The sequence below is a fragment of the Paenibacillus sp. FSL L8-0435 genome (assembly GCF_037965655.1).
Lineage (GTDB): Bacteria > Bacillota > Bacilli > Paenibacillales > Paenibacillaceae > Paenibacillus.
The window spans coordinates 2,504,462-2,516,716 of the sequence record NZ_CP150185.1 but is presented as its reverse complement, the minus strand read 5'-3'; the positions used below and the strand labels follow the sequence as shown (position 1 = coordinate 2,516,716).

13 protein-coding genes are annotated in these 12,255 nt (G+C 46.7%); 5 read left to right on the top strand and 8 right to left on the bottom strand.

Features of this window, described 5'->3' with window-relative positions:
- Positions 1-101 precede the first annotated feature (101 nt).
- The 4 genes from NST33_RS11510 to NST33_RS11495 all read right to left on the bottom strand — a co-directional run bounded on the left by NST33_RS11510 (position 102) and on the right by NST33_RS11495 (position 3,282).
- The gene (locus NST33_RS11510; protein ID WP_339307925.1) at positions 102-641 is read right to left on the bottom strand and encodes a GNAT family N-acetyltransferase; all 540 of its coding nucleotides are present in this window, start codon (positions 639-641) and stop codon (positions 102-104) included.
- A 92-nt stretch (positions 642-733) separates the two neighbouring features.
- Positions 734-1,072 carry a L,D-transpeptidase gene (locus NST33_RS11505; RefSeq protein ID WP_076249779.1) on the bottom strand — a complete coding sequence of 113 codons (339 nt, stop codon included), beginning with the start codon at positions 1,070-1,072 and terminating at the stop codon, positions 734-736.
- 56 nt (positions 1,073-1,128) lie between these two features.
- Positions 1,129-2,262 carry a ribosome small subunit-dependent GTPase A gene (rsgA, locus tag NST33_RS11500; RefSeq protein ID WP_260632955.1) on the bottom strand — a complete coding sequence of 378 codons (1,134 nt, stop codon included), beginning with the start codon at positions 2,260-2,262 and terminating at the stop codon, positions 1,129-1,131.
- A 426-nt stretch (positions 2,263-2,688) separates the two neighbouring features.
- The gene (locus tag NST33_RS11495; protein ID WP_221824285.1) at positions 2,689-3,282 is read right to left on the bottom strand and encodes a metalloregulator ArsR/SmtB family transcription factor; all 594 of its coding nucleotides are present in this window, start codon (positions 3,280-3,282) and stop codon (positions 2,689-2,691) included.
- 178 nt (positions 3,283-3,460) lie between these two features.
- On the opposite strand from NST33_RS11495, the gene NST33_RS11490 reads away from it, so the two are divergent.
- The 3 genes from NST33_RS11490 to NST33_RS11480 all read left to right on the top strand — a co-directional run bounded on the left by NST33_RS11490 (position 3,461) and on the right by NST33_RS11480 (position 5,613).
- Positions 3,461-4,459 (top strand): YpdA family putative bacillithiol disulfide reductase, encoded by a 999-nt coding sequence (locus NST33_RS11490; protein ID WP_221824095.1) that lies wholly within the window; start codon positions 3,461-3,463, stop codon positions 4,457-4,459.
- A 5-nt stretch (positions 4,460-4,464) separates the two neighbouring features.
- On the top strand, positions 4,465-4,908 hold the full coding sequence (locus NST33_RS11485) for a DUF441 domain-containing protein (RefSeq protein ID WP_036609212.1): 444 nt from the start codon (positions 4,465-4,467) through the stop codon (positions 4,906-4,908).
- Positions 4,909-5,100: 192 nt separating this feature from the next.
- Positions 5,101-5,613, top strand: a complete 513-nt coding sequence (locus NST33_RS11480) for a hypothetical protein (protein WP_036609214.1) — start codon at positions 5,101-5,103, stop codon at positions 5,611-5,613.
- Between the two features lie 102 nt (positions 5,614-5,715).
- On the opposite strand, the gene NST33_RS11475 is transcribed toward NST33_RS11480, so the two are convergent.
- Both NST33_RS11475 and NST33_RS11470 read right to left on the bottom strand, forming a co-directional pair.
- Positions 5,716-6,165: an NUDIX domain-containing protein gene (locus NST33_RS11475; RefSeq protein ID WP_221824097.1), complete on the bottom strand. Its 450-nt coding sequence runs from the start codon at positions 6,163-6,165 to the stop codon at positions 5,716-5,718.
- A gap of 99 nt (positions 6,166-6,264) precedes the next feature.
- Positions 6,265-6,561 (bottom strand): HesB/YadR/YfhF family protein, encoded by a 297-nt coding sequence (locus NST33_RS11470; RefSeq protein WP_036609218.1) that lies wholly within the window; start codon positions 6,559-6,561, stop codon positions 6,265-6,267.
- A 486-nt stretch (positions 6,562-7,047) separates the two neighbouring features.
- Between NST33_RS11470 and NST33_RS11465 the strand changes: the two genes are divergently transcribed.
- The gene (locus NST33_RS11465; RefSeq protein WP_221824099.1) at positions 7,048-8,793 is read left to right on the top strand and encodes an ABC transporter transmembrane domain-containing protein; all 1,746 of its coding nucleotides are present in this window, start codon (positions 7,048-7,050) and stop codon (positions 8,791-8,793) included.
- A 12-nt stretch (positions 8,794-8,805) separates the two neighbouring features.
- Positions 8,806-10,893 (top strand): ABC transporter ATP-binding protein, encoded by a 2,088-nt coding sequence (locus NST33_RS11460; RefSeq protein ID WP_221824101.1) that lies wholly within the window; start codon positions 8,806-8,808, stop codon positions 10,891-10,893.
- Positions 10,894-11,081: 188 nt separating this feature from the next.
- On the opposite strand, the gene NST33_RS11455 is transcribed toward NST33_RS11460, so the two are convergent.
- A complete protein-coding gene (locus NST33_RS11455) occupies positions 11,082-11,708 on the bottom strand; it encodes a YdcF family protein (protein WP_221824103.1) in 627 nt (208 codons plus the stop codon).
- On the bottom strand, positions 11,705-12,250 hold the full coding sequence (locus NST33_RS11450; protein ID WP_053061520.1) for a hypothetical protein: 546 nt from the start codon (positions 12,248-12,250) through the stop codon (positions 11,705-11,707). Before NST33_RS11450 ends, NST33_RS11455 begins: the two co-directional genes overlap by 4 nt.
- Between the last annotated feature and the right edge of the window lie 5 nt (positions 12,251-12,255).

The window sequence follows — 12,255 nt, the reverse complement described above, 5'->3', positions numbered from 1 at the left end:
TCAGAATTACGCAAACGTGCAGACCTGAATTAGCTATTCCATTCTTTAAGCTTAAGGGAAACAATACATTTCACACTATTCTGTCGCCATCTGGACGTCTTTCAACAGTCGGGCAGGTTCTTCTCTCCAAAGAGGCTCAAGTCTTCCCATCCGTAGCCAACTTCGATCAGATCTTGACCACCAATGCGGATGGACTGTGTTTGGACTGGAGTACCTCCCATCTTTTCATAGAAGCGACAAGCTGGATTACGCTCCAAAGCCCATATGATCATACGTTTCATATTGTGGGTCTGCAGATGATGAACGACATGTGTCGCCAGTTGCTGACCTATCCCCGTTTGTTGTACTTTCTTCAGCAAATATATGGCGTACAACTCTCCATCATAAGCTAATTTGCCTTCACGCTCCCTACCCCCACAGGCAAATCCGACAATGTTCCCATCATGCTGTTCAGCTACTACCAAGATCTGATCCTTTTCGCCAGAACGAATGGTCTTCTCCCACTGGGACAATCTTGATTCTATAGTCAAATGATCCAAAAAATCGTCAGGCACAATTCCCCGATACGTTGTTTTCCAACTCTCTGTATGTACATGGGCTATTCCTTGCGCATCCCCTTCACGCGCCCGCCTGATCAGCATAGCTATCACTCAAATTTACCATATTATATATTCATCTTTCTATAATTCCAAACTCATCCACTGAACTAACTCTTATAAAGTAAAATCCGGCCCTACGGCCGGATCGTTACTCTCGTGCCTACAGATACCTTGGAAGACAGATCCAATACATCCGAGTTGTACATGCGTATACAACCATGGGAGACGGATTTGCCAATAGACCAAGGCTCATTGGTTCCGTGTATCCCATAATGGGGAGCAGACAGTCCCATCCAGAACACGCCAAATGGCCCACCTGGATTAGATTGTTTGTTAATAATAGTGAACTCCCCGTTTGGAGTCTGCGTGAGCATCTTGCCGGTGGCTACGGGATAACCTTTAATCACCTGATTGCCATCCAGAAGATATAACATGTGGTCAGACAGATCTACAATAATCCTGTAATCTGGCATAATGACATCCCTCCTGACCTATCTTATGCAAGATACTGGATGATGCCCGCCTGATTTCATGCTTCCTCCCACTCTTTCACACTACGGGAGTGCTTGGGTTTGCGACTATTGGCCGGTTTGCTGGAGGCGGTACGCCTTCTGGATGCCACTTCTTCCTTGCGCTGCTGATATTGCAATTCCTTCTGCATTTTCAGATAATTATTCAGCCTTTTTTCATCCAATGAACCGTCCTGTATGGCCTCTTTCACTGCACATCCAGCTTCCCGTGTATGACTGCAATCCAGAAATCTGCACGTGGCGGCAAGTTCTTCAATTTCTCCAAACGCATGCGACAGTCCATCATTGCCCTCATCCCAGAGATTAAGCTCGCGCATTCCTGGAGTATCGATTAATACGGCGCCCTGTGGAAGTACAAACATCTCCCGGTGTGTTGTCGTATGTCTCCCACGGCTGTCTCCCTCGCGGACGGATTGCGTAAGCTGCAGATCCTCACCCATCATCCAGTTCACCAGCGTAGACTTGCCACTGCCAGAAGATCCTGTGAGCGCAACAGTCAACCCTGGGTGCAAATATCTTTCCAGTAAGGATTTCCCTTGACCCTCCACTGCAGATATCGCAAGCACTTCAACGCCTGGAGCAATTCCTTCTACACTTCGGATCTGTTCTTCCACATTGTTGCACAGATCACTTTTGCTCAAGACAATGACTGGCCTCACGCCACCATTCCAAGCCATCATCACGTATCTTTCGAGTCGTCTAAGGTTGAAATCATGATTAAGTGCAGCCACGATTAACAGTGTATCTACGTTTGCGGCGATTAATTGTTCCTTGGTCACTGGACCTGCCGCCTGTCTCGATACCCTGCTCCGACGTGGCACCAGATTGTGAATAATAGCTTCTTCACCTGCCTGACCTGTAATCGCCACCCAATCGCCAACCGCTGGAACCAAGCTGGTCTCCAGACTATCATGACGCAGTCGACCCGAAATCCTTCCCCAGCATTCGCCCTCTTCTGTAATCAAACGTTGCAGATGTCCATGGTCTGCGATAATTCTGGCTGGTTTTCTCTCCTGCTCTTCCATCCCTGTCTCTTGCCACAGTTCCTGCCACTTTGCAGACCAGCCGTACTTCTCAATATGGTTATCTAAAATAAAAATTCCTCCCAAAATAAGTTTGTTTACTTCGTTCAAGCCGAGTGAACAATCATCTCCGGTTCAGATCAAAACAAAAAAACCACGAGTAGAAATACACCCGCGGCAATAAGTAGTTAGCCGAATCAAGATCATCCCTTCTTGCAGATCTAACGGACAGAATACTTAAGCATCCGATATAAACCATTCAGGAACACCCTTTTATCGGCAAACAAAAAAGCCACGGGTGCGTCACCCGTGGCTTCATCTGAGCATGTGATACTTCACGTTACAATGGATATTGCTATCCAGCTAACGCAAAATTACATGCTTTGATCCGTTCCGGAGACGCTGTTCATATTCAAATTAACGTATACTGCATTTAAGTTTGTCATAAACAATCGCCTCCCTTGTAGAATTATCCATTATGTTACACACTGAGCTTTACAGTTGTCAAGCCCAAATTATTTTTACCACCAGCCCACTTTATTTGACCTGATCCCAGCGTGTCCACATTTCCTTCGGATTCAATTCATAGATATCCTCTTCCCGATACATGAACTGATGCATGATAAATTCCCGCCGAATCGTGGCAAAGTCTTCATGGTATTGCTTTATAAATGTATTGATTTCTTTTTCCGTATACTTCCGACCAAATTCAAGCTGCTCGACCAGATGACCAAGTACAATCAGTTTTTTCTTGTATTGAGCCGGAATCTGACGCAGTCGTCCATCTTTGGAGAAAAAATTTCTCATGACCGACGCTTTCAATGTTTCGTTCACATCACTCATATCCGTAACCTCCTCTCGGTTAAAGATAAAATCAACCGAAGCCTGTGCATTCTCGCGGATAAAGGAAGGATTGAGTGTGAAATACACTGTATTTTTCTCCCGTCGTTCCTTAATCAGCGCCGCCTCTCTCAGCTTGGATGCATGATGTGTCACGGTTGGCTGTGACAGATTCAGCCGCTCGGCAAGTGCCTGTCCGTGCAGTTCACCCTGTGCCAACAACAGCAGCATGCGAAGCCGGGTCGGGTCAGCCAACGCTTTATGATAAGCCACAATTTTCTCCAGTTGCATCATCGTTCGTCTCACTTTCATTTAGATATACATCTAATTTGATATTAGTCTTTTCTTCTCTGCACGTCAACTCCTTTGGTTTCAAGTAAGCTTGTCTAATTAAACTACACGCTTGAACTGGCATTGGCTCGTTATTTACGGTAGGATTATATTGCTTGAAATAAGGAGGATTAAGAACATGGAAGATGTCATTATTATCGGCGGAGGCCCATGCGGTCTGTCTGCTGCCATTGAATGTGAGCGGCTGGGACTGTCCGCTGTGATCGTTGAGAAATACAATATCGTTCAATCTATTTATCTGTATCCAACCCATATGCAGTTTTTCAGCACAGCCCCATTGCTTGAGATCGGAAACGTTCCGTTCAGCACACCTAATGATAAACCGTTTCGTTATGAAGCACTTGCCTATTATCGCAGGGTAGCCGAACATTTTGGTCTGCGTGTTCATAACTATGAGGAAGCCCGTGAAATTAAACGCAAGGATGATGGTACGTTTGAGGTACATACGCTCAATCGCCGCGGGGAGGCCATCGTACACGTTGGACGCAATGTCGTTGTAGCTACCGGTTATTTTGACCATCCTAACTATCTGGGCATCCCTGGAGAAGATAAAGATAAAGTAACCCACTACTTCCGGGAAGCCCACCCTTATACCCGTACACGTGTCGCCATTATTGGCGGAAGCAACTCAGCTGTGGATGCAGCCATGGAACTGGTTCGGGTCGGAGCACATATCGATATGGTTTATCGCGGCAGTGGTCTGTCCCAGCATATTAAACCATGGGTACGTCCGCTATTCGAGAGCATGGTGACAAAAGGTCGTATCACACTGCACCTGGAATCACGCGTGAATGAAATACTGGATGATTCGATTCGTCTGATACACACGGATGGTTCCACTCGGGAGCTGGATAATGACTTCGTACTGGCAATGACCGGCTTCCGCCCGGATCGTCAACTACTCACTTCGGTAGGTGTGGAGATGTCTGATGATATGGATAAACCTCTATTTGATGCACAAACGATGGAAAGCAGCGTACCTGGTGTATATGTAGGCGGAGTCATCGCTTCGGGTCGTAATGCCAATGAAGTCTTTATTGAATCCGGGCGCTGGCATGGACGTTATATTGCGGAACATATCGTTAGCAAACAACGTGGACAGACTGAAGGGAAATGAAAACAATGGATATGACTTCCCTGCTGTTGCTCGTATTTGCGGCTCTCGGGATTATCAGCAGCAACACACCTGTGACCGTAGCGATGGTATTTCTGTTGTTGCTACGAGTCCTGAACCTGAATCAGGCTTTTCCATGGCTTGAAAAATACGGACTTACACTGGGCATTATCATTCTGACCATTGGCGTGATGGCACCTCTTGCCAGTGGCAAGATGAGTCTGCAGACGATCGGCGAGTCTTTCCTGCACTGGAAGTCACTGCTCGCCATTGGCGTAGGATTATTGGTGGCATATCTTGGAGGACGTGGCGCTACGCTGATGGGTACACAGCCAACTGTCGTTGCAGGGCTGTTAATCGGAACGGTACTTGGGGTTGCCCTGTTCAAGGGTGTACCTGTGGGTCCATTGATTGCGGCGGGAATTTTATCATTGCTACTGGGCAAATCCTGATTGAAGTTGTGAAGGTTGTGACCTGACATGCTATGCAGATTGGCTGTATTTCCCACCGTTGTGTGATATACTTCTATTCATGCAAATCATGTACACGAGTCTACAGCAGAATAATGCATATTGAGGTTATGCTGTTGCATGAAATATAGATTCACTTTGCAACTATTAATGGCGCAGGAGGATTCAGGAACCATGTCACGTCAGTTTATTACAGAAGCCGTGATGGTGGCCATTTACGGTCAATTGTTAGCGCCGCCCGCGCCTGTTGAATATATTGTTCCTTATACCACCATCCTTGAGCTATATGAATTCCAGACCAGTCCTGATCCCATGATGGATAACCCGGCAGATGATCAGCATGTGAAATCCAAAATCAATGAAATGATTTCTTATTTCGAGGAACCGCTGAATAAGAAAAAAATAGAGCGTGCGTTACTTGTTCCATGGGCCAAAAGCCCCTCCATTTTATTTGGTGACCAAGTATCCATTGCCATTATCAATGCAATAGATACGGCACAGTACGGGGAGTATTTCGATCCCATTGAGACCGAACTGCTGCTGACATCTCAGCGCCTGAGTATCCCGATTCTCACCGATCAGGTTGAACTGATTGCACGCATAATTGAGTCTGAATCGCCTGTACAGGTATTTGATATTGATGATTTTGATTTTGCGATGGATGATGAACCACTGGATCAAGTGTAGTTCATGCTCTGAGCACCTGAATTGGTTTTTTAAAAAAATGACCTTGGCATCCACTTTATCGTGCATGCCAAGGTCATTTTTTTTTTGCGGTCAACACTTATTTTATTCTGCAATATCCCGCGCTAACAGGATTCGGCTAATCTGATTAAGAGGTGGTAACGACTCCAGCGCAAAAAACTTCAGACCTGCATCACTATTTACACGCGACTCTACAAGGTCATCCTGAATGATCACTGTCCGGAACAGAGCAATGACATAATACTCTTCATCTCCGCTTGAATGCAGATACCGAAGTTCAGGCCCCGAATAGAGACCTTCCAGTGTCATGGTATCAGCAGTCCAACCTGTCTCTTCCCATAACTCCCGATGTGCAGCATCTTCAATGGCCTCACCCGGGCGCATCTCACCTGCTGGCAACCGCCAGTGACCGTGTTCAGCATGCTGAATCAGCAGTAATTCACCTTGTTCGTTCTCAGCCCGCACAGCCGCCTTTACAACAATATGAGAGCGTTTTGCGATATACTGGGCCAAATCTCGTGCTGGCAGATTCACTGCTTATCCCCTCCTCCTACTCGGAAGCCGGTGGCGACCTGTAATCCATCTATTACTTAGCAGAATACTTCAAGGATTAGGGTATGTCTCAAAATCGCCCTAGACTTCCGTATAACGGTATTCGATATCCTGACCTTCATCAACGATATCCACATGCAGTTGGTGCCCTTTCAGATACCAATAATCGTGATCTTCCATAAAGAACTGAATTCCCGACACTTCGGTTTGATCCGCAGGATGTCTTGGTTTCTCCACAGCAATACCTAACGAAAATCCAGGATGAAGACCTCCGCCAGAGCTATAACGGGCAAAAAAACGGATGCTGTCCCCCTCGTTCAAATTCAGTTCTTCCTTGTACCAGCGAGCAGCTTGATCGGATACATGTATGGTACTCATTTGGTGTCAGCTCCTTCTGTATATATATGTTCCATCATATCTCGACAGGGACTTGAATACAAACCCGAGAGAGCATATAAAGACAAATTAAGTTGTGAAAAATGTTTGACAGATTGTAAAAGCTGGTGTTAAGATGCAAACATACGAGGTCTACATTGTATTTATTTCCAAAAAAAGAAAGGGTGATTACGGTGTTTAACAAACATATGATTGGTCAATTCAGCACACAACTAAATACCGGAGCACACCCGAAATCATTATTCCGTTCATAAGTCGGCATGACAAGGCGTTCTTTCATTAGAACCTCTGTGATGTATACTCACAATCGAACTTATATATGGTGACGGCTCTGTTCTCTGAGCCATGCTGCCGTATGATTATATGAAGACATACCGCCTGCGTGCGGTATGTCTTTTTTTGTGGGTACATTTCGGCATACATGAACGGAATTTGCATTTCTCGGACATCGAAAGGAAGGGATAACACTTGTTCTCTGTACTTAAAAACCTGGCCTGGTTCTTCCGGCTGGAACGCAAACGATACCTAACCGGTGTCATTTTGCTTATTCTGGTGGGCATTGCTGAACTGCTGCCTCCCCGTCTTCTTGGCAATGCCATCGACGAGATTGTGCGCGGTTCCATTACCGGCACCTCACTTACCCGTTATATTTTGCTTATTCTGGGAACGGTCATCATTATCTATCTGGTTACATACGTTTGGATGCACAAACTGTTTGGTGGTGCCAACCTGGTTGAGCGGCTGCTTCGTTCACGCTTTATGGACCACTTGTTACGGATGACTCCTCCCTTTTTTGAGAAAAACCGAACAGGAGATCTGATGGCTCGGGCCACCAATGATCTTCGTTCCATTGCTACTACAGCAGGCTTCGGCATGCTGACTTTAACAGACTCTACAGCCTTTCTGGCCACCGTATTGTTCGCCATGGGGTTCCTGGTTAGTTGGAAACTGACCCTGGCGGCAATTCTGCCATTACCTTTTATCGCCATTGCCATGATGATCTATGGTAAAGCTGTACATCAACGTTACACCCTGGCACAGGATGCATTCGGAGATATGAACGACCAGGTACTGGAATCCATCGCCGGTATTCGCGTCGTGCGTGCCTATGTGCAGGAACGTCTGGACGAGAAACGGTTCGCCGATGTGACCGAAGATGTGTATCGCAAAAATTTGGCTGTTGCCAGAATGGATGCCCTATTTGAACCTACCATCCGCCTCTTCGTTGGACTCAGTTATGTGATTGCACTTGCCTACGGCATATATCTTGTATTTCATAATGAAATTACCCTGGGAGATCTCGTATCGTTCAATATGTACCTGGGGATGATGATCTGGCCCATGTTTGCCATCGGCGAATTAATTAACCTGATGCAACGTGGTAGCGCTTCGCTTGATCGGGTCAACGAGACTTTATCGGTAGAACCTGCCGTACAAGATGTTGATCAACCTGCTCACGTTACGAATCCAGCAGAAATTGCGATGCAGGATGTTACATTCCGTTACCCAAGTTCCACTGTGGACAATCTCAGTCACATCAGCTTTTCGTTGCGACGGGGTCAAACATTAGGTGTTGTGGGTCGTACGGGTAGCGGTAAGTCTACTTTGCTCAAACAACTGCTTCATGAATACCCTGCCGGTTCGGGCACATTAAGCATCTCGGGTCATCCAATTCAGGATATCGCCAAAGATGACTTGCACAGCTGGATTGGGTACGTACCACAGGAACAAGTTTTGTTCTCCAAATCAGTTCGTCAGAACATTCAATTTGGTAAACCTGGGGCCAGTGATGAAGTTATCATGGAAGCCATTCGTACCGCCGCTTTTGACGGTGATCTGGGAACCTTGTCCGATGGACTGGATACACTCGTTGGTGAAAAAGGAATCTCTCTGTCCGGTGGACAGAAACAGCGGGTATCGCTGGCGCGTGCCTTTATTGCTAATCCTGATATTCTGATCCTGGATGATGCCTTATCTGCTGTCGATGCACGTACTGAAGCCAAAATCATTGAAAATATACGCAACAAACGCTCGGGCAAAACCACGCTGATCTCGACTCATCGCCTGTCTGCTATTGAACATGCTGACCGAATCATCGTACTGGAGCACGGGAAAATTACGGAAGAAGGCACTCACCAGGAACTGTTAGCCATGAACGGCTGGTACCGTGAACAGTATGAACGGCAACAGGTCGAGTCCAATCTGTCCACGTAGGAGGTCAATTCATTGAAGTCTAATACAGGCAAAAGGCTGCTTGATTACGCCTTGAAAGCCAAAGGAACATTTATCGCTGCATTAATTATGCTTACCATTGGTGTTGCGGCCGAGCTTGCCGGGCCGTTCATCGCCAAATCCATGATCGACAATCACTTGCTCGCGATTGAGCAGCCTTTCTATGAGACAACAGCTTCAGATGAAGCCGCAGTATACAACGGTAAGAACTACAAACGCGAAGGTTTGTTCGAACCGGATGAAAACAAAGGTTCGGAAGTGCGGGTTTTACAAGCCGGCAGAAGTTTTTATTTTGTAAACGAACCGGTAAGCGCACCTGACGGGGACCGCACATATACGGATGGAACCCTCACGGTTACACGCGCAGGTGAAGTGACAGGCCAATATGCGGCAACACCGCTGTCCGCTGGTGAACTGTTTGCTTTTTACAAACCGGAGATGCCCAGCATCTATCAATTAATTGTGTATTACATGATCTTCCTCGTGATCTCGGTCATTATGGAGTTTGGTAAAACATTCTGGCTGCAGTCCTCGGCCAACAAGGTCATTCAAAGACTGCGTAACGATGTGTATGCCCATATTCAGCGACTGCCGGTGCACTTTTTTGATAACCTGCCCGCAGGTAAAGTTGTATCTCGGGTCACGAACGACACAGAAGCCGTCAAGGATCTGTTCGTTGCCGTTCTTTCGAACTTTTTCTCAGGAATCATCACGATTACAGGTGTGTATGTCGCACTCTTCCTGCTTGATGTTCGCCTGGGTCTAATCTCATTATTCGTTGTGCCGATGCTCATTACATGGATTGTGCTCTATCGCAAATTCGCCACTCGTTACAACACGATCATTCGATCACGACTGAGTGAGATCAATGCAATCATTAACGAGTCCATTCAGGGGATGTCCATTATCCGCGTATTCCGCCATCAGAAACAAACCAAACAGGAATTCGAAGATCTGAATGATGACTATATGAAACACCAGAACAAAATGCTGAACCTGAATGCCTTCACCTCACACAACCTGGTTAACGTATTACGGAATATCGCCTTTGCGGTGGTCCTGTGGTACTTCGGTTCCAGTGTGCTGGATGGCACAAGTATTATCTCACTGGGTGTTCTATATGCCTTCGTTGATGTTCTGGGGCGCTTGTTCCAGCCAATTACGGGCATGGTGAATCAGCTCGCCAACCTGGACTCCTCCCTCGTATCTGCTGGTCGCGTCTTTGAGCTGATGGATGAAAAGGGAGAAGCTGTAACGGATGGCTCCATGCCAAGATACAAGGGGAATGTTGTCTTCGACGATGTATCCTTTGCCTATAAAAAGGATTATGTGCTTAACAATATCTCGTTTAAAGCATCCCAAGGTCAGACCGTCGCTCTGGTCGGTCACACCGGTTCAGGTAAAAGCTCAATTATCAACCTGCTGTTCCGGTTCTATGACCCGCAAAAAGGCAAGATCACGATTGACGGTCAGAACGTCAAAGATCTGCCTAAACAGTGGATTCGCGAGCATATGGGGATTGTATTGCAGGACCCGTATCTCTTCACAGGCACCATTGCTTCCAACGTCAGTCTCGGCGATGAGAAGATCTCCCGTGAACGAATTGAACAGGCGCTGCGTGATGTAGGCGCTGAACGTATACTGGCTCATTTGCCTCAAGGCTTTGACGAACCTGTCATCGAAAAAGGAAGCACATTATCCGCTGGACAGCGTCAATTGATCTCCTTTGCTCGTGCACTGGCGTTTGATCCTGCCATCCTCATTTTGGATGAAGCGACAGCCAATATTGATACGGAAACGGAAGCATTGATTCAGAACGCACTCGAAGTCCTCAAAAAAGGACGTACCACCTTCATCATTGCTCACCGTCTCTCCACCATTCGTTCAGCAGATCAGATTCTGGTTCTGCATCGCGGGCGTATCGTTGAGCAAGGTGCACATGATGAACTGATGGAGCTTAAAGGCCGCTATTTTAAGATGTATCAGCTTCAGCAAGGTGCGCAAGCAGCGGGTGCAACTAGCGAGAATCCGTCGGGCGAGATCATTCCAATCTCAACCTCCTTTGCCGGAGGCAATGCATAACAGAGTAAAACAGAAAGCTCTTTAAGTAACCAATCAAAATGATGTACTCGACGGCAACACAAAAACCGATCTACACAGCTACCTCAGGGTTTGCGGTGTAAATCGGTTTTTTGTATTTTCATCGGGATTCAGGTTCCGATACTGTTTATTTCGATTTCGGCCAGACAAAAAAAAATCCGCGTGCAACCTCATGGCTGCTGCGGATTGTCTATCCATCCTTTGATCGTATATCCCATGTACATCACGGTCTCTCTTGCGAGAAAAGGAAACTTGCTGCGCCAGGTTCGATACGCCGTAGTTCGTGTCGGAGATGGTACGGCATCCATACCCAGTCCGGTAGCCAGCTTCATGGCCCGTTTCATATGTAACGGATCACTCACAATCGTATAGGTTTGATATCCGGCCTGTTCTCCTATTGGAATTGAATTGATCAGATTCTCCTCGGTGATTCTGGATTTGATCTCTACACGAATGTCCGCTGGATCTACTCCATGTTCAATGGCATACTTCTGACCAACTTCAGCCTCCGTATGTTCTCCATCATCACCTGACCCGCCTGTAAAAAGCAGATTACGAACGGTACCCTGACGGTATAATTCAATCGCGTGTTCAATACGTTCGCGAAATACAGGTGAAGGGTCATCCCCCGCCACGGCTGCGCCCAGAATGATCGCTGCATCCGATACCCTGGATGAGTCCTCATTCGTATAGGCTGATATACGTACTGCCGTAACTACAGTCCACAGGATTCCAACTAATACTATAGCCAGAGCCGTCATTAATATCCAGCGTTTCGTTATCCGTTTGCTTGTCATTCATCCTCTTCCAAAGCCCTTGCTTGCATACTCTCGGTATGCATCCGCTCCAGCGTTTGCAGAGCTGCTGCGGATTCGGCATCCAGACCAAGCTCTGCGATCCAGGCACCCGTATATTGCTGAAGTCGGATCTCCAACTCCTGTGCACGGTCTTTGAAATCCTCCAATTCCTTAATCATGCGTGAACGTCCTTCCGGACTGAATGTCTCGTGAATTCGTTCCTTGAAATAATGATGTACAATACGGTTACGTTGTTGCCATAATTCATTCAACTGGCGAGTCTCTTCCTCAGAGAATGTAAAATGATGGCGCACTTCGTGAATGAGCTGCCCCAGTGAACTGCTCATCTTTCGTTCGTACAGATCTTCCAGATCCTCTTCAGACACGGCTTTGCCCTGAGACATTTTCATTAATAAAATCAGATTGACCAGCTGCTGTTCAAGCGCCTGCCCGTAGTACACTGCCAATCCGTAATAGGCAAACAATTCCCTGGAGTGTTCGCTGTCCAGCATGTCACCATTCTGGATATCTGTATTTTGCATATGCG